Raw genomic sequence first — 17,588 nt, 5'->3', positions numbered from 1 at the left:
GGGTCAGAAGGATTTCACCGTATGCTGTTCATCCATTAAAAGACAATACTTAAGATTGAAGCGAATGCGGGAATGGCCATTGAAAGGACAAGAACCCAGATGATGGCTTTTGAAGCCAGACTTGTTGAACCTTTTTCTCTCTGTTTTTTCGGCATAAATCTACACCAACTTTCTTAAGAGCATTTCAGCTACTAGTGTACTCAAAGTAAGTTTAAAATGCAAGACCCTGGAAGAGTGTTTTAAAAGAGTTCAAACTTTGTTAATATTAAAGCGAGTCAATCGTGCAGAACAAGGAGAGTGTGTAATCTCAGCCTGCACGCAAAATGGAAGGAGACTAATAATGAGCAAGCAGCAAATCGGCGTCATCGGAATGGCGGTCATGGGAAAAAACCTGGCCTTGAACATCGAAAGCAGAGGGTATTCCGTATCCATCTTCAACCGTACAGGTGCAAAAACAGAGGCTGTGATCGAAGAAAACCCGGGTAAACAGTTAAAACCGACGTTTGAACTGGAAGAATTTGTGCAGTCACTGGAATCACCACGAAAAATTGTTCTTATGGTACAGGCGGGCAAAGGAACGGATGCGGTAATCAAGCAACTGCTCCCTTATCTGAATAAAGGCGATATTCTGATTGACGGCGGAAACACTTTCTACAAGGATACGATTCGCCGCAGCAAGGAACTGGAAGATTCCGGCATCAACTTTATTGGAACCGGCGTTTCTGGTGGAGAAGAAGGAGCCCTCAAGGGACCGGCAATTATGCCTGGTGGACAGAAAGAAGCCTATGACCTGGTTGCTCCTATTTTAGAAAAAATTGCAGCTAAAGCTCCAGCTGACGGAGAGCCATGTGTGACTTACATTGGGCCGAATGGTGCGGGACACTACGTAAAAATGGTTCACAACGGCATTGAGTATGGAGACATGCAGCTGATTGCTGAGTCGTATCATATTCTTAAAGATGTTATCGGCCTGTCTAATGAAGAGATTGCTGAGGTATTCAAAGAGTGGAACACAGGGGATCTGGACAGTTTCCTGATTGAAATTACTGCCGATGCTCTAACTAAAAAGGATCCGGAAACAGGGGACCACATGATTGACGTCATCATGGATCGTGCCGGCAACAAAGGAACAGGTAAATGGACATCTCAAAGTGCTTTAGACCTGGGACTGCCCCTACCTTTAATCACAGAGTCAGTCTTTGCCCGTTATATATCGGCATTGAAAGACGAACGTGTTGCAGCAAGCAAGGTCTTGCCTCAGCCTGAAAGAAAGGCATTTGAAGGAGACAAGGAAGCCGTTATCGAGAAAATACGTGAAGCGCTCTATTTCAGTAAAATTATGAGTTATGCTCAGGGATTTGCACAAATGGGAACAGCGTCCAAAGAATACGGCTGGGATCTGAAGTACGGTGAACTGGCTAAAATCTTCCGTGCCGGTTGTATTATCCGTGCCCGTTTCCTTCAGAAAATAACGGAAGCCTATGAGCGTAATCCGGAGCTTAAAAACTTGGTGTTGGATGACTACTTTATGGATATTACGAGCCGCTATCAGCAGTCCGTAAGAGATCTGGTCGGTTTGTCGGTTCAGGCAGGGGTGCCCGTCCCGGCGTTCTCATCTGCCATTGCTTACTATGATTCATACCGCTCAGAGCGTCTGCCGGCTAATATCATTCAGGCTCAGCGTGACTATTTTGGGGCGCACACCTATGAACGAGTGGATAAGCCAGGAACTTTCCACTTTGACTGGTATGGCAACAAGGGAGAAGAAAGCTGGGATTAAGCCTCCAACTATCACAATTAAATAATTACTATAAAATAGTGGGTTTTCAATTAGAAAACCTGCTATTTTACTGTTACAATAGCCATGTGGGATGATTTCCTCGTTCACTAAGATATTAAAATATGGTACACTAAGGTAGCCTAAAGACTGGAAAATGAGAGTACGTGAATTCAGGATACAGAAACGGGTAAATACAGCTAGGAGTGAATATTTTGGCAAATATATTGATCATTGAAGATGAAAAAAACTTAGCACGCTTTGTCGAGCTAGAACTCAACCATGAAGGCTTCCGCACGGAAGTCCGGTTTGACGGACGGTCTGGGCTAGAAGCAGCGTTGGATAAAGAAGAAAGCTGGGATATTATCCTGCTTGACTTGATGCTGCCGGAATTGAACGGTATCGATGTGGCGCGTCGTATTCGACAGGTTTCCAATGTGCCGATCATCATGATGACGGCAAGAGACTCTGTGATTGACCGGGTATCCGGCTTTGATCATGGAGCGGATGACTATGTTGTTAAGCCTTTCGCAATCGAAGAACTGCTTGCCCGTATGCGCGCGCTGCTTCGTCGTATTGAAATAGAGACAGAAGAGAATGTCAGCCGTCAGACAACCATCAACTACAAAGACATCACAGTTGAGAAGGAAAACCGTGTCGTCAAGCGTGGAGACGAAGTGATTGAGCTGACCAAAAGAGAATATGAACTGCTTGTTGAGCTAATGGAAAACGTCAATGTTGTTTTATCCCGGGAAATTCTGTTGAACAAGGTCTGGGGATACGAGACGGAAGTCGAGACAAACGTTGTGGATGTTTATATCCGATACTTGAGAAACAAGATTGATGTGGCTGGAAAAGAAAGTTATATCCAGACAGTAAGAGGAACTGGATACGTGATGCGCACGTGAAATCAAAAGCAGCCATTGACACAACCGCAGTGAATCAGCAAAAGCGTATCTCACTAAGGTGGAAGTGGACTATCGGGGCTGCTGTAGCGATTTTTTTAACGTATACTATTTTCTCGACGATTCTGTTCATTACTTTTCAGCAGATCATGATTGATAATGAACAGCAGGCTGTCCGAAACGTTGTGTTTAATTTGACTGAACGTTTCGGACAGAATTTTTATGATCTGACAGAAGAAGTGGTTGAAGAAACGCTGGACCAGCAGGAATTGTATCTGACGCCTGAGATGCCTATTATGGAGGAGATGCAGAACCAGAGAAGTACGCCTTTGCGGTCGACTCAGGGTAACATTATCATCCGTGTGTTCGATCCAGGCGAGGAACTGCTTTATGAAACGACCCCGAGTAATATTGCCTTTGAGACTCAGCAGAATATGATGATCCGCACGATTCCTGAGGGCCCCCACGGAGAAGCTTTGTCGGCAGTTACCCCAATTTATTCATTCTTAAACAATGAACTGATTGGTTATGTTCAGGTAATAAACACGCTATCGTCCTATCATCAGCTGTTTCGAAGTGTGCTGGGAGCCATCCTGCTCACTGGAGTGATAGCCCTGCTGTTCAGTGGTGTAATCGGCTATATCATAGCGATCTCCTTCTTGCAGCCGATCCGCAGGCTTACAGAGGCTATGCATATTATTGAAAAAGACCCGGAATCACAGGAACGCATTGATGTCGGGGATGGAAATGATGAGCTGACAGAACTGGCAAATGCCTATAACGCCATGCTCGACCGGATGCAGCGCAATATCGAGCAGCAGAAGCAATTTGTTGAGGATGTTTCGCATGAACTGCGTACGCCAGTAGCCGTTGTGGAAGGACATATGAAACTGTTGAACCGCTGGGGCAAGGACGATCCGACTGTGTTAGACGAGTCACTGACCGCTTCGCTGCAGGAAATCGAGCGAATGAAGAGTCTGGTTCAGGAAATGCTTGATCTGTCTCGAGCTGAGCAAGTGGAGATTCATTACAAGAATGAACGCACAGCCATCAGAGACATTATCAATCAGACCTTCAACAATTTTAAACTGGTGCATCCAGATTTTGTTTTTATCATGGATGATGATTTAAATAAAAATGTGTATGTCAATATTTACCGCAATCACCTGGAGCAGATCCTGATTATATTGTTGGATAATGCAGTCAAATATTCAACCGATAAAAAGGAAGTACATCTAAGTGTGTCGGAAAACGGACAGGATGTGCAGATTGCCATTCAGGACTATGGTGAAGGGATGACCCAGGAAGACACGGTGAAAATTTTCAACCGTTTCTACCGAGTAGATAAAGCGCGAAGCCGCCACCGGGGAGGAAACGGCTTGGGGTTGTCTATTGCCAAGCAGCTGATAGAAGGCTACAACGGAAAAATTTGGGCTGAAAGTGTTCTGGATCACGGATCGATTTTCCGTATCGAACTGCCTGAGCTGGCTGAATCTAAAGAAGACTCTGCATCTAATCTTAACTAACTATACAGTGTTGCTTAAATAACAAAAAGCACAGTCTGAACGAATAATCTCCTTCAGACTGTGCTTTTTACTGCTGTTTTCTGATGTAGTAAGCTGTTTTGGCAGCCTCCAAAACAATGGACTTTTTAAAAACACCGGCAGCAGGTCGACTTTAGCTGTGGCCATTACTGATAAATCTCTGAGTGACCGGTCAGCAGTTCGCTTGTACAAAAGCTGCAAAGCAAAAATAATGCAGACAAAAACCCAGCGAGTCGAGAATCATTCTGTCTCGACTCGCTGGGTTTTCATTTATGCAACAATCATGGTTAGACATTATTACGCTGCTGTTTACCTGCATTACGTCTGTCTTTAGTTTCAAAAGGACTTTGATTGCGTCGGCGATCTTTAGCTGACGGTGCAGGTTTGACGTTGGTGATTTGCGATTTGGAACCTTGTTGGTTTACGACTTCTTCCACTTCAATCGTCTTACGAGACCCTTTTTTACGCGTTACAACTTTTTTGTCCCCATGCTTTTCTTTTAATTCTTTTTCCAGTTTAGGTTTGTAATAATGATTAGTGACAAGCGACTGGGCGATGGCGACAAATCCACCGGCAAACCAGTAGAGGGTCAGTCCAGCAGGTCCTGTAATCGAGAACATCAGAATCATCGCCGGGTTCATCATCATCATTGTATTGGACTGCTTGCGCTGTTCTTCAGGCATTCCTGCCATCATGACTTTAGTCTGGATATAATAGACAGCACCTGTTACTAAAGCCAGTACGATGCTTCGCTCACCAAGCTGAATACCGAGCCAGGTTGCCTGAGAAATTGGCTCAGACATACGAATCGCCTGGAACATCGCCGTAAAGACCGGCATTTGAATCAGTAAGGGCAGACATCCAGCCAAGCCGCCGAGCATGTTTACATTGTTTTCGCGGTAGACTTCCATCAGTTCCTGCTGGAGAGCCTGTTTTTCTTTGGCGTCGTTTGTTTCTTTCATTTCTGCCTGAATTTCATCGGTCACAGGTTTAACTACAGCCATTTTAGTCTGTTGTTCCATTGATGTCCGCTGTTGTTTGATTGACAAAGGCAAAATCAGTACACGGACAATGATGGTGATGGCGATAATGGCCAAACCATAGCTCCCGCCAAAGAGATCTGCAAGTATTTCAATAAAGGCTTGAGTAGGTAGTACGAGATAGTTGAATAGAAACTGTGAAAATCCGCCGGTAGGTTCACCTGCACTGTCAATACGCATGCATCCTGACAGGAAAAGTACGGTCGCCAGCATTCCGCCGGAAAGAAGCCATCTTTTTGTTCTGTTTTTCAAATTAATTCCATCCCTTTTGTGTGATTAGGTCCAGAGTAGTTTTGGTCTGATACGCTATTCTACACTATACAACAAAGAAAGTAAGAATTCAATTGACCTGTGAAAAATTTGCTTTTTCTTCAATCTTTTCGTCATAAGTGACGACAACCTTGTCTACTTGTGAAGCCGGGCTTGGACCCTTTCTTAAAGCTTCTACAAATGCAGACAGCTGGTCTTCGCTGCCGACGGCTTCGGTATAGACGGTTCCATCCGGTTCATTGCGGACGATTCCTTTTATTCCCAATTCATCAGCAGCCTGTTTGGTTGAAAAGCGAAAACCTACTCCCTGCACACGTCCAGAGACAATCGCCCGCAGTTTTTGCTGTGAGGTATCGGCCAGCACCTCGTTCGTGTAGATGACTTCTCCTCCGGGACGGTCAGCTTTACCCATATTGAAAAAATCTTTGAATATAGAACTCATGTTTACTCCTCCTCCCTAAAGTTACTACCAGTTTACTTCGTGTGCAGATCAGAGGTCAAAGAATAGCCGTTAAAATTTTTTTGTTCTGCAGAGCAAGAGTATTTTTTAGGAAACAGTGCAGAACACACCGTGAATAATGATCAGAACAGGCATTCGCCACCCTACCTTAAACAGCTGGTTCATGCTATAATGACGAAGATACATATAGAAAGGAGACTATACATGGCACGAAGAAAAAAGCGGGGACGACCGAAGAAAAAAACGCATAAGGTAGCACCGGAACTGCTCGGATTTATTCTATTTTTTATTAGTTTACTTGCACTGGGGTCCTTTGGATTTGTCGGCCGTCTCTTTACCAATATATTCCGGCTCTTTGTCGGGGAAACCTACGCTTTTTTGGCCATTATCCTGCTTGCTGCCGGAGTCTATCTGCTTCTGAAGGGGGAATGGCCAAGTTTTAAAGGTCCTAAAGCACGTGGAGCCGCTCTGCTGTATACTGCCTGGCTGGTGTTTGTCCACTCCAGATGGGTACTGCCGGTACTGACAGACTCTACAAACAGTGTCACAGCAACCTGGCAGGCGCTATGGCCGCAGTTTACCAGCAACAGTATTGCTGGTAATACAGGCGGCGGTATGATTGGCGCTGTCTTTTTCGGAGCTAGCTATTTTTTATTTGGGATGGCGGGTACGTACATTATGATTGTAGCCCTGGTCTTTGTAGGAATCATGATCTTTTTCCAGCTTTCATACAGTCACCTGTTTGAGCGGATTCGTAAGACGTTAAAAAGCATGGGGCAGGGAATCAGAGGCAGCTTCAGTTCATTCATGGATCAGCAAAAGAAAAACAGAAAGAAGCGTAAAAAAGCACCTGAAAAGAAAAAAGCCAGCAGACAAAAGCAATCTGGGATAGCTGAAGAAAAGACATCAGGAGAGCCAGCGCAGTCTGTTTCCAGTCAGGGTACTCCAAAAGAGTCTTATCTTGAAGGCGAACAGACAACATTGGAAATCGAAGGCTATCAGGACATTCAGGAAATGAAGCAGAAGCAGACTGCTCAAAAGAATGGATTGGCTAACACCTCAGCTGCAGAAGAGTCAACTGAACCCGAAGAGGGACCCGTTGACTTTGAAATCGGTGAGGAAGAGAACGAAGCCTACAAACTGCCACCGGTCAGCCTCTTGAATCAGCTGGAAGCAGTGGATCAGTCTAACGAATACAGCATTATTCAGAAAAACGTCAAAAAGCTTGAAGAGACCTTCGAGAGTTTTGGGGTTTCAGCTAAGGTCACCAAAGCCAACTTGGGTCCAGCAGTCACCAAGTATGAAATCCAGCCGGCTACAGGGGTCAAGGTCAGCCGAATCGTTGGCTTGTCTGACGACTTGGCGCTGGCTTTGGCAGCCAAGGATATCCGGATGGAAGCACCTATACCCGGCAAAGCTGTGATCGGAATAGAAGTGCCGAATACGGAGGTCAGTACCGTCTCCTTCAGAGATATCATTGAAGGTCAGGTCAGCAATAAGGAAAAACTGCTCGAGGTGCCTCTTGGACGAGATATTGCCGGCAACGTAGCCATGGCCGACTTGGCGAAGATGCCGCACATGCTGGTGGCAGGTGCAACAGGTTCAGGGAAATCGGTTGCCATCAACGGTATTATTACTAGCCTGCTATTAAAGGCAAAGCCGAATGAAGTCAAGCTAATGATGATTGATCCTAAAATGGTTGAGCTGAATATTTATAATGGCATTCCGCACCTGTTGACACCCGTTGTCACGAACCCCAAAAAAGCAGCCCAGGCTCTGCAGAAAGTTGTGCAGGAAATGGAAAGACGTTATGAGCTTTTCGCAGCTAGCGGATCCCGTAACATGGAAGGCTACAATGCTTTTGTCAAAAGAAAGAATCAGGAAACAGATGAAAGCCTGCTGCCTTTACCTTTCATCGTCGTCATCGTCGATGAGCTGGCAGATTTGATGATGGTGGCTTCCAACGAAGTGGAAGATTCTATTATCCGACTGGCACAGATGGCACGTGCAGCCGGAATCCATATGATTCTGGCTACCCAGCGTCCAAGCGTGGATGTCATTACCGGAATCATCAAAGCTAATGTGCCGTCACGAATCGCTTTTGCTGTCTCAAGCGGAACAGATTCACGGACGATACTGGATAGCAATGGAGCGGAAAAACTGCTCGGAAGAGGAGATATGCTTTTCCAGCCGATGGGAGCCAATAAAGCCACCCGAGTACAGGGAGCCTTTATTTCTGATGAAGAGGTGGAAGCCGTGGTCCATTTCGTCAAAGACCAGCAGGAAGCCAATTATGTTGAGGAAATGATTCCCAAAGATGAGCCGCAGAAAAGTGCTGCAGACTCGGAAGACGAACTGTACGATGAAGCTGTTTCCATGGTGATCGAAATGCAGACAGCCAGTATCTCGCTTTTGCAAAGACGTTTCAGGATTGGCTATAATCGGGCGGCGCGTATGGTGGATGAAATGGAAATGAATGGTGTCGTCGGCCCGTCTGAGGGATCTAAGCCGAGAGAAGTTTTGGCAACCGCTGAGACTCAGGCTGCAGAAGAGGGGAACCCGGAAGTTATAAATCAGTAATTAATGAAAGGTTTTTAATTATATTGCCCATGAAATTCTAACTTCCTTTTTTGTTACAAGAATGTTACTATATGCTTGAAAGAAGAAGGTGATAGCGTCATCATTTATTTTCGCCTATTAAATTTAAATGATAAAAATGCCTGTCACCTCCTACTTGCTTTACACACAGATTAATAGGGGGTATTAATGTGTCAATGACAAAACTGAGAACTTTACTAGCAATAGGAACATCTGCTTTCGTACTGGCGGCTTGCCAAGGTCAGGATGCTGGGGACACCACGGATACTATCGTGGATGACGCGGACGAAACAGAAGATGTAGAAGATAACGGTGATGAAACAGCTGAGAACGGTGAAGATACAGAAGCTGTTGATTTCCGTCTAGCTATGATTACGGATGAAGGTGGAGTAGACGACCGTTCATTCAACCAGTCAGCTTGGGAAGGTATGCAGGAATGGGCAGAAAACCGTGGCTTGAGTGATGATCATATTGATTATTATCAGTCAAACGATGCTCAGGACTTTATTCCAAACTTGAACCAGGCTATTGCTGAAGAATATGATATTATTTATGGTATCGGTTTTGCTCTACTGGACGCCATCAATGACGTTGCTGAACAGAATCCTGAGCAGCAATTCGGAATCGTTGACGAGATCTCTGAAATGGACAACGTCGTTTCACTGACATTCCGCGATCACGAAGCTGCATTCCTTGCAGGTGTCGCAGCAGCTGAAACAACTGAAACCGGCCGTGTTGGTTTTATCGGCGGAATCGAAGGCACAGTGATCGACCGCTTTGAAGCTGGATTTAGAGCAGGAGTCGCTCATGTTGACGAAGATATTACTGTCGACATTGATTACGCCGGATCATTTACTGATGCCAGTATCGGTCAGCAGATTGCAGCAGTTATGTTCTCAAATGGAGCAGACGTGATCTATCACGCTGCTGGAGCAGTAGGTAACGGTGTATTCACAGAAACACGTAACCGTCTGGAATCAAACCCTGACGATGAATTATGGGTAATTGGTGTAGACCGTGACCAGGAGGAAGAAGGAAACTGGGATGGCGGCAACTTCACACTGACTTCAACAATCAAAGGAGTAGGTGCTTCTATCGAAAGCTCTGCTAACCTGACAATCGACGAAGGATTCCCAGGTGGAGAAAACATTGCTTACGGACTGGAAGAAGAAGGTGTAGATCTTACACGTGGAAACTTGTCAGACGAAGTATGGGATGTTGTTGAAGAAGCACGTCAAGGAATTTTGGATGGAGACATCTCTGTACCAGAAGCTCCTGGTGACCTGTAAAATAAACGAACATTCTTTGAGAGACTTGGATAGGCACAAGTAAATAAAAGCGCTGGTCTTGAGGCTAGCGCTTTTTTCTCACCATTTTTGCCGTCACTGCTTGAGCCTCCGGACTCAAATTATTTTTACACTCGTCTTTACATGTAATTTACGGCAAGGATAAAATAAGTTATAATAATAAAATAACAGTCACTACTTTTACAGTAGTTGAAGGAGGGTTCCGTCGTGTCGCAGATGAATAAAGTCATCGAAATGAAAGGCATAACGAAGGCATTCGGTAATTTCAAAGCCAATGACAATATCAATCTGGATCTAAACAAAGGAGAGATCCATGCACTGCTTGGTGAGAACGGGGCAGGAAAGTCCACATTGATGAATATTCTGTCCGGTTTGCTTGAACCGACAGAAGGTGAAATATGGGTGAACGGGAAAAAAGTCCAGATTTCTTCACCAGGTGTCGCTAATGAACTTGGGATCGGCATGGTGCACCAGCACTTCATGCTGGTAGACAAGTTCACAGTAACAGAGAATATTGTACTGGGTAAGGAAAAGCATCGTTTTGGGTTTATGGAGCGTGCTGTTTCAGAAAAAGAAGTAAAAGAGCTGTCCGACCAGTACGGACTCCGAGTTGATCCAAGGGCAAAGATTCAGGATATCTCTGTAGGGATGCAGCAGCGAGCTGAAATCTTGAAAACACTGTACAGAGGCGCAGATATTCTGATTTTTGACGAGCCGACAGGTGTACTGACACCTCAGGAAATAGACGAATTAATGGACATCATGCAGGCACTCGTCAATGAGGGCAAGTCAATCATCCTGATTACGCATAAACTCGATGAAATTAAGAAGGTAGCAGACCGCTGTACGGTTATTCGTCGAGGAAAGAGTATCGATACCGTCAATGTGGCCGAAACTTCTCAGCAAGAGCTAGCAGATATGATGGTTGGCCGTTCGGTATCTTTTAAAGTCGACAAGCAGCCGGCTCAGCCAAAAAATCCAGTGCTGGAAATCAAAGGTCTGACAGTTAAAGAAAAAAGAGGATACGATGCCGTCAAAGCGATTGATCTTGAGGTTAGAGCTGGGGAAGTACTGGGAATTGCCGGAGTGGATGGAAACGGCCAGTCTGAACTGATCCAGGCAATAACTGGCCTGACGAAAGTAGATTCGGGTACGATCACACTGAGCGGGAAGAATATTACAAATAAAAAACCGCGACAAATTACTGAAACTGGACTGGGACATATTCCAGAAGACCGCCAGCGCTACGGCCTGGTTCTGCAAATGAAGCTGGAAGAGAACATGGCTTTGCAGACTTACTATCAGAAGCCTTTCAGTAAACACGGCTTTTTGAATCACAATGAAATCAAGCAGCATGCCAAGAAACTGATTGATGAGTTTGATGTAAGAACACCAAGTGAAGAGCACTCAGCTGCCTCTTTGTCTGGCGGGAATCAGCAGAAGGCAATCATTGCCAGAGAGATATTTAGAAATCCTGATCTGCTCATAGCAGCGCAGCCGACTCGCGGACTGGATGTAGGAGCGATTGAATATATTCACAAGCGTCTGATTGAACAGCGTGACCACGGTAAAGGTGTTTTGCTGATGAGTTACGAGTTGGATGAAGTCATGAATGTATCAGACCGGATTGCTGTCATGTATGATGGGAACATTATTGCAGTTGTTGACGCAGACAAAACCAATGAGAAAGAACTTGGTTTGCTTATGGCAGGTGTGCCGCTTGAAAGAGCCCACGCTGAATTGGCTGAGTCAAGTGGAAAGGAGAAGGAGACCGTTGCTAACCAAAAATAACGATAAACTGACCAATTTAATGGTGCCGATACTATCCATTATTCTAGGATTTATATTTGGTGCTATCCTGATGCTGGCCTTTGGCTATAACCCTCTTCTGGCTTATCAGGTGATGTTCGATGGTGTGCTGAGAAATCCTTTCTTCTTCGGTGAAGCTTTGAGGCAGGCTACTGTTTTGACCTTTACCGGGCTTGGTTTTGCAATAGCCTTTAAAGCAGGTTTCTTCAATATTGGTGTGGCTGGACAAGTGCTGGTCGGCTGGATTTCAGCCGTATGGTTTGCGCTGGCTTTTCCGGATTTGCCGCGAATCGTCCTCGTTACCCTGAGTCTTGGAGTGGGGATGTTGGTCGGTGCAGTCTGGTCAGCCATTGCCGGCTACCTCCGCGCTTACTTTGGAACCAATGAAGTTATTGTCACCATTATGCTTAACTACACGGCCTTGTTTGTAACCAACTATCTGATTAGAGCAGTTATATCAGACGGGGGTAATACGACTGACCGAGTAGGGCCAAATGCAAGTCTGAGTGTGGGCTGGCTGACGAGTCTTACTAACGGCTCCCGCTTAAACGCCGGCTTATTCATTGCACTGGTTGTAGTCGCTTTGTATTATGTCTTCATGACACAGACCACGGCGGGTTTTGAATTGAGAGCTGTCGGTCTGAACAGCTTTGCGTCGACCTATGCAGGTATGAGTGCACCTAAAAATATCATTCTGTCTATGTTTATAAGTGGGGCGCTTGCTGGCCTTGGGGGTGCCATTCATGGTCTCGGAACCTTCGGCAATATCTTTACACAAAGTGGCCTGCCTTATGTAGGCTTCAACGGGATTGCGGTTGCCCTGCTGGGACTAGGCAATCCAATCGGCATATTCTTCTCAGCTGTTTTATTTGGGATACTTGATGTAGGATCAGGCTTCCTGCCTAACCGTGCGGGCGTGCCAGATGAAATGGCAGAAATTGTCATTGCTGCAATCATATTCTTTGTTGGGGCTAATTACCTGATCCGCTTTTTACTTGATAAAATGAAAACTAAAAAAACAGTGACAGAAGGAGGAGAATAGGCATGGATATTATTCGATTACTGCAACTGATCGTATCCAGTTCCTTAATATTTGCCGCTCCCTTGATTTTGACTGCCCTTGGAGGAACATTTTCCGAGCGTAGTGGAGTCGTAAACATTGGACTAGAAGGAATCATGGTTATGGGTGCCTTCATGTCGGCTATTTTCAATATTCAATTTGTCGGAACGTTTGGAAACATGACTCCGTGGGTCGGGATGCTGGCTGGGGGCTTAATTGGTCTACTTTTCTCCATCATCCATGCTGTAGCGACGATTAACCTTAGAGCTGATCATATTGTGTCAGGGACTGTTATCAACTTGGCTGCTCCAGCTCTAGCAGTGTTTCTGACCAGAGCATTATTTGGAGCAGCACAAACAGGTCCGCTCCCGAGATCTTTTGGACGTTCTAATATCTTTCTACTTCACCGCATACCGGTTATTGGACCTATCTTTTTCCGGAATACATCAGGGCCCGCTTTCTTTGGTATTCTTATGGCGATTTTATCCTGGTTCATTTTGTATAAGACTCGCTTTGGATTGAGACTGCGTTCGGTTGGGGAACATCCGCATGCAGCTGAAACGCTGGGTATTAAGGTATATACCATGAAATATGCTGGTGTACTGATTTCCGGTTTCCTTGGCGGAATGGGTGGAGCTATCCAGTCACAGGCTATCCACAATGAGTTCGGTATTTTGACTGTTGCCGGGCAAGGATTCATTGCCATAGCCGCTATGATTTTTGGCAAATGGAATCCTCTTGGGGCTATGGGAGCCGCTATATTCTTTGGTTTTGCACAAAGTCTAGCCCGTGTGGGGAACTCAATTCCAATCATACAGAATATCCCCTCTGTCTGGCTGCAAGTACTGCCTTATCTGCTGACAATCCTTGTTCTTGTCGGATTTATTGGAAGAGCCGAAGCACCTGCTGCAATCGGAAAGACCTACATCAAATCTAAATAAGGTTTCCTGATTTAGTTTAAAAGAAAACCGGATGCATCAGATTCTGATGCATCCGGTTTTCTGTGTGTTTATCGATAAGACAAAGCTGTCCTAAGCTAAAAGTCAGCCTCACAATTTTTCAATCACCAGTAGAAAAGGTGGAGCGTTTTTTTGATTAATAAAGCCGTATTGCAGCACCTGGTATTCTTTCTGAGAGAGAGAGCGGACAAAATCTATTACTCCGTTCTTTTCTTCCTCTCCACCGGGGTGACCATAATAAACCATAATGGTTATGAGACCACCTGTTTTCAAAAGAGTCAAAGAGGTTTTTAAAGCGATAAGAGTGGTATGTTCAAGCGTGATGACTGATTTATCTCCTCTTGGGAGATAGCCGAGATTAAACATGACAGCGGCAACAGATTCCGGATTGATATTCAATGTACCGAGCTGTTCGTGGCCTGTCTGATGCAGCTCGACAGATTCATAAACCCCTTCATTTTTTATACGTTCCCTTGTCCGATCAATAGCTTCAGCTTGAATGTCCAGACCAATGACTTTGCCTGCTGCTTTAACAAGCTTGTTTAAAAAAAGAGTATCATTGCCGTTTCCAACAGTGGCATCGATTACCAGGTCACCTTCCTTGAGACGGCTTTCGAGCAACTTATGTGAGTAAGTTAATGGTGAATATAACAAATACGTCAACCTCCTTTAAAATATTTTGGAACTGGCTAGTGGTGTCATTTTTTTCAAGTGTAGCATAGGAAAGATAGCAGTCTAAATGAATTAATATTACAAAATGATGACATTGTATGATTGTTCAACTTATTGGTACCGCTTATTGTTAACTAAATGTATAATATAGTAACACAACCAATGACCCCTTTTCTGAGAGGAGAAGATTATATGACAAAATCTGCTTTATCCTTTTCTTTATTTAAGAAAGGACCAACTGAATTCAGGCGTGCCGTGACTTTGTCTTCCAGTGTGTTAGCCGGCATGATGGCAATTGGGAGCTTCACCAGCCCTGTTGCAGCGCAAGGAGAAAAACTTGATCAGGAAGAATTAAGGAGTCTATACGAAAAGTACACTGAACTGGAACTCACATCAGAGGAAGCACCCACTTCCCTGGAACAGGAAACAACCGGCAATACATACATTAGCGATAACAACTCAGAAGAAATTAGATACATCAAGGATCAGCTGATCCGCATGGTCGAAAAAGCAGGAGGAGAAAGCGTCCTTGAGCAGCTTCACAGCGAAAAGTTATCTGTAGAGCAGCTGGATTCCATTTTTAATGCTCTGATCGAAAGTCAGCTTCAGTCCCTGTCAGTAGTCGACGAAGAGTCAGAGGATACACTTTCTTCAGACAGCAAGGCCGTCAATGTGGAAGAAAGCTCACTGGTACCGGCAACAGAGACTCAAAACGATGAGCAGGTTCTTGCTGAAAGCAGCTTTGATATCGAGCCGAAAGCACATGCATCTGATCTTGAAGAAGCGGCACGTTTGGCTACTGAAATAGACCAGCAGGAAAGGGAGACTGATCAACTGAAAACGGAAGAAGATCAGTCTGCTGAAGCAGGTGTTGAAAAAGTGCCGAAAGCCGTTAAATCATTTACAGATACTGCTGAGGTGTTTGAAGCAGCAAACATAGATGCTCAGCAAGAAAAAGCAGTTGAGGCAGAAGTTGCGGAACAGACTGGACCTTCTGAAGAACAGGCAGAAGAGCCATCTGCACCAGTTGAAGAAGAGAAGAGTGAAGAAGCCGCCCAGCAAGCAGAGCCTGTCAGTACGCCTCAGACGGAACAGCCTCCGACGCCAGAGCCGAAACCGGAGCCAAAACCAGAGCCAAAACCAGAACCAAAACCGGAACCGGTGAAGCCGGAAGCTGAAAAACCGATTGTTCATGTCGTCCGTTCTGGAGACAATCTGAACCGTATTGCACAAACGTACAATACAACGGTAGCCAGAATTGCAAGTCTAAATAATATTCAAAATGTCAACCGTATTTCTATTGGTCAGACCCTTGCAATAAATGAAGCGGGCGTTCAGCAAGCTGGAGCAGCTGTTCCTTCGACACCTGGCAATCTGCACCAGAGCAATTCGCCGGCTGCATTCATTGACCAGATTTCTCTCCATGCTCAAAAGATTGCATCAGAAAACGGCTTGTATGCCTCGGTCATGATTGCTCAGGCAGCCTTGGAATCCGGTTATGGACGCAGCAGTCTATCTGCTCCGCCAAATCATAATCTATTTGGAATCAAAGGAAATTATAACGGCCAGTCTGTGGCAAAACAGACCAGAGAGTACTATGCGCACACGGGCTGGATTACGATTGTTGATCATTTTAAAAAGTATCCAAACTATGAGGCTTCTTTAAGAGACAATGCCCGGTTATTGAGAAATGGAACCAGCTGGAATCCACGCTTTTATTCTGGAACCTGGGTAGAAAATACGAAAAGTTACCGGGATGCATCTGCCTGGCTGCAGGGACGCTATGCGACAGACCCTACCTATGCCAGCAAGTTGAATAACCTGATTCAACTGTATAACTTGACTCGATTTGATGGTAAACCAGGGAGCGTAGTAGCTCCGACACCGGCGCCAACTCCAGCACCGAAACCTGAAAACCCGTTTACTGAAACGTCAACGTACACAGTAGTCAGAGGGGACACCTTAAACCGTATTGCCAGAGAATTTGGAACAACTGTCCAGGCTCTACGTGCGGCCAACAATCTGTCCGGAGATTTAATCTTCGTCAACCAGCAGTTGACTGTACCGAAAAAGCAAACTCCAGCACCGAGTCAGCCTAAACCTGATACGCCAGTTGTTGAAGAAGAAAAAGAATCAAACAACGGCTCCACTGGCAACAAAGAAGACACTCCAGGGAATGAACAGAAGGAAACGGATAATATAACAGAGGATGCACCTGATAACAGTCGCGCGCAGACCTATACAGTGGCCAGAGGAGATACATTGACTGCCATTGCTCGACGCTTTAATACGACGGTAAGCAGGCTAAGAGAAATGAACGGGCTGTCAGGAGACCGTATTCTGATTGGACAGAAACTGGCAGTGCCACAAACTGCTGAAAGCGAGCAGCCTTCCAAGCCAGAAACAGGCTCGTCTGATAATGCCGGCAATAACGATAAACTGCCTGGTCAATCCATTATAGTAAAGGGTGGGGACACACTCAGTCAGCTTGCCAGAACACATCAAACAACTGTAGCTGAGCTGACAGCTGCCAACAGACTACAAAGTGACCGTATTTACATCGGACAGGTCCTGATTCTACCTGGTACACAAGCTGACAAGCCAGCAGAAACAGCTCCTCCTGAAGAAAACGGGACGCAGACTTATCGAGTTAAAGCAGGAGATACGCTCACTCGAATTGCTAGAACATTTAGTACAACCGTATCCAGACTGATGCAGTTAAATGATTTATCCACAGACTGGATTCGCGAAGGCGCTCAGCTGACTGTTCCGCAAACAGGGACTCCTGTTTCTTCTCCTGAGGAGAGCCAGTCGGGTACTCCTGTTCAGAGTCAGACTTATACCGTACGCTCCGGCGACACATTGAGTAGAATCGCCCGCGACAATGGAACAACCGTATCGAGCCTGTTGGCTTTAAACAACTTGCGGCGACAATGGAACAACCGTATCGAGCCTGTTGGCTTTAAACAACTTGAGTAGCGACCGGATTTTTATCGGCCAGTCATTGAAAGTTACTGGCACAGTTGCGGCGCCAGAAACAGGCCAGCCTGAAGTGAAAGAGTCAGTATATACCGTACGCTCCGGCGACACATTGAGTAGAATCGCCCGCGACAACGGAACAACCGTATCGAGCCTGTTGGCTTTAAACAACTTGAGCAGCGACCGGATTTTTATCGGCCAGTCATTG

At 45.4% G+C, this 17,588-nt stretch carries 13 protein-coding genes; 10 read left to right on the top strand and 3 right to left on the bottom strand.

Going from position 1 to position 17,588, the window contains the following annotated elements:
* Nucleotides 1-340 precede the first annotated feature (340 nt).
* From gndA to ADIAL_RS08670, 3 genes are all read left to right on the top strand, one after another.
* Nucleotides 341-1,780: an NADP-dependent phosphogluconate dehydrogenase gene (gndA, locus tag ADIAL_RS08680; protein ID WP_034302642.1), complete on the top strand. Its 1,440-nt coding sequence runs from the start codon at nt 341-343 to the stop codon at nt 1,778-1,780.
* Nucleotides 1,781-1,992: 212 nt separating this feature from the next.
* Nucleotides 1,993-2,685, top strand: coding sequence for a response regulator transcription factor (locus tag ADIAL_RS08675; RefSeq protein ID WP_034302640.1), 693 nt, complete (start codon nt 1,993-1,995; stop codon nt 2,683-2,685).
* Nucleotides 2,682-4,208, top strand: coding sequence for a HAMP domain-containing sensor histidine kinase (locus ADIAL_RS08670; protein WP_231492138.1), 1,527 nt, complete (start codon nt 2,682-2,684; stop codon nt 4,206-4,208). The genes ADIAL_RS08675 and ADIAL_RS08670 overlap by 4 nt, the downstream gene beginning before the upstream one ends.
* Nucleotides 4,209-4,513: 305 nt before the next feature.
* Here ADIAL_RS08670 and yidC read toward each other — a convergent pair whose 3' ends face one another.
* Complete coding sequence (yidC, locus tag ADIAL_RS08665) at nt 4,514-5,518, bottom strand: membrane protein insertase YidC (protein WP_051503833.1); 1,005 nt, start codon at nt 5,516-5,518, stop codon at nt 4,514-4,516.
* Between the two features lie 88 nt (nt 5,519-5,606).
* Nucleotides 5,607-5,978 carry an acylphosphatase gene (locus ADIAL_RS08660; RefSeq protein WP_081757784.1) on the bottom strand — a complete coding sequence of 124 codons (372 nt, stop codon included), beginning with the start codon at nt 5,976-5,978 and terminating at the stop codon, nt 5,607-5,609.
* A 222-nt stretch (nt 5,979-6,200) separates the two neighbouring features.
* Here ADIAL_RS08660 and ADIAL_RS08655 point away from each other — a divergent pair, with 222 nt between their 5' ends.
* The 5 genes from ADIAL_RS08655 to ADIAL_RS08635 all read left to right on the top strand — a co-directional run bounded on the left by ADIAL_RS08655 (nt 6,201) and on the right by ADIAL_RS08635 (nt 13,711).
* Nucleotides 6,201-8,576, top strand: a complete 2,376-nt coding sequence (locus ADIAL_RS08655) for an FtsK/SpoIIIE family DNA translocase (protein WP_034302637.1) — start codon at nt 6,201-6,203, stop codon at nt 8,574-8,576.
* 194 nt (nt 8,577-8,770) lie between these two features.
* On the top strand, nt 8,771-9,883 hold the full coding sequence (locus ADIAL_RS08650) for a BMP family lipoprotein (RefSeq protein WP_034302699.1): 1,113 nt from the start codon (nt 8,771-8,773) through the stop codon (nt 9,881-9,883).
* 225 nt (nt 9,884-10,108) lie between these two features.
* A complete protein-coding gene (locus tag ADIAL_RS08645) occupies nt 10,109-11,692 on the top strand; it encodes an ABC transporter ATP-binding protein (protein ID WP_034302635.1) in 1,584 nt (527 codons plus the stop codon).
* Nucleotides 11,693-11,711: 19 nt separating this feature from the next.
* Nucleotides 11,712-12,752, top strand: a complete 1,041-nt coding sequence (locus tag ADIAL_RS08640; protein WP_034302696.1) for an ABC transporter permease — start codon at nt 11,712-11,714, stop codon at nt 12,750-12,752.
* Between the two features lie 2 nt (nt 12,753-12,754).
* Nucleotides 12,755-13,711 (top strand): ABC transporter permease, encoded by a 957-nt coding sequence (locus tag ADIAL_RS08635; protein ID WP_034302632.1) that lies wholly within the window; start codon nt 12,755-12,757, stop codon nt 13,709-13,711.
* Nucleotides 13,712-13,819: 108 nt separating this feature from the next.
* Here ADIAL_RS08635 and ADIAL_RS08630 read toward each other — a convergent pair whose 3' ends face one another.
* The gene (locus tag ADIAL_RS08630) at nt 13,820-14,383 is read right to left on the bottom strand and encodes a class I SAM-dependent methyltransferase (RefSeq protein WP_034302629.1); all 564 of its coding nucleotides are present in this window, start codon (nt 14,381-14,383) and stop codon (nt 13,820-13,822) included.
* 210 nt (nt 14,384-14,593) lie between these two features.
* Here ADIAL_RS08630 and ADIAL_RS11625 point away from each other — a divergent pair, with 210 nt between their 5' ends.
* Together ADIAL_RS11625 and ADIAL_RS11140 are read left to right on the top strand one after the other, a co-directional pair.
* The gene (locus tag ADIAL_RS11625; protein ID WP_051503832.1) at nt 14,594-17,380 is read left to right on the top strand and encodes a LysM peptidoglycan-binding domain-containing protein; all 2,787 of its coding nucleotides are present in this window, start codon (nt 14,594-14,596) and stop codon (nt 17,378-17,380) included.
* Nucleotides 17,358-17,588: LysM peptidoglycan-binding domain-containing protein (locus tag ADIAL_RS11140; protein ID WP_197017789.1), on the top strand; the 231-nt coding region annotated here is incomplete at its 3' end. The genes ADIAL_RS11625 and ADIAL_RS11140, both read left to right, overlap by 23 nt.

The sequence above is a fragment of the Alkalibacterium sp. AK22 genome, assembly GCF_000585255.1.
Taxonomy (GTDB): domain Bacteria; phylum Bacillota; class Bacilli; order Lactobacillales; family Carnobacteriaceae_A; genus Alkalibacterium.
The sequence above is the reverse complement of the archived record's forward strand: the minus strand, read 5'-3'. Positions and strand labels throughout refer to the sequence as shown.

Coding starts and splice junctions, on each gene's coding strand:
- ADIAL_RS08655 (WP_034302637.1), top strand. CDS start 6,201: ATGGCACGAAGAAAAAAGCGGGGACGACCGAAGAAAAAAACGCATAAG.
- gndA (WP_034302642.1), top strand. CDS start 341: ATGAGCAAGCAGCAAATCGGCGTCATCGGAATGGCGGTCATGGGAAAA.
- ADIAL_RS08660 (WP_081757784.1), bottom strand. CDS start 5,978: ATGAGTTCTATATTCAAAGATTTTTTCAATATGGGTAAAGCTGACCGT.
- ADIAL_RS08650 (WP_034302699.1), top strand. CDS start 8,771: ATGACAAAACTGAGAACTTTACTAGCAATAGGAACATCTGCTTTCGTA.
- ADIAL_RS08640 (WP_034302696.1), top strand. CDS start 11,712: ATGGTGCCGATACTATCCATTATTCTAGGATTTATATTTGGTGCTATC.
- ADIAL_RS08635 (WP_034302632.1), top strand. CDS start 12,755: ATGGATATTATTCGATTACTGCAACTGATCGTATCCAGTTCCTTAATA.
- ADIAL_RS11625 (WP_051503832.1), top strand. CDS start 14,594: ATGACAAAATCTGCTTTATCCTTTTCTTTATTTAAGAAAGGACCAACT.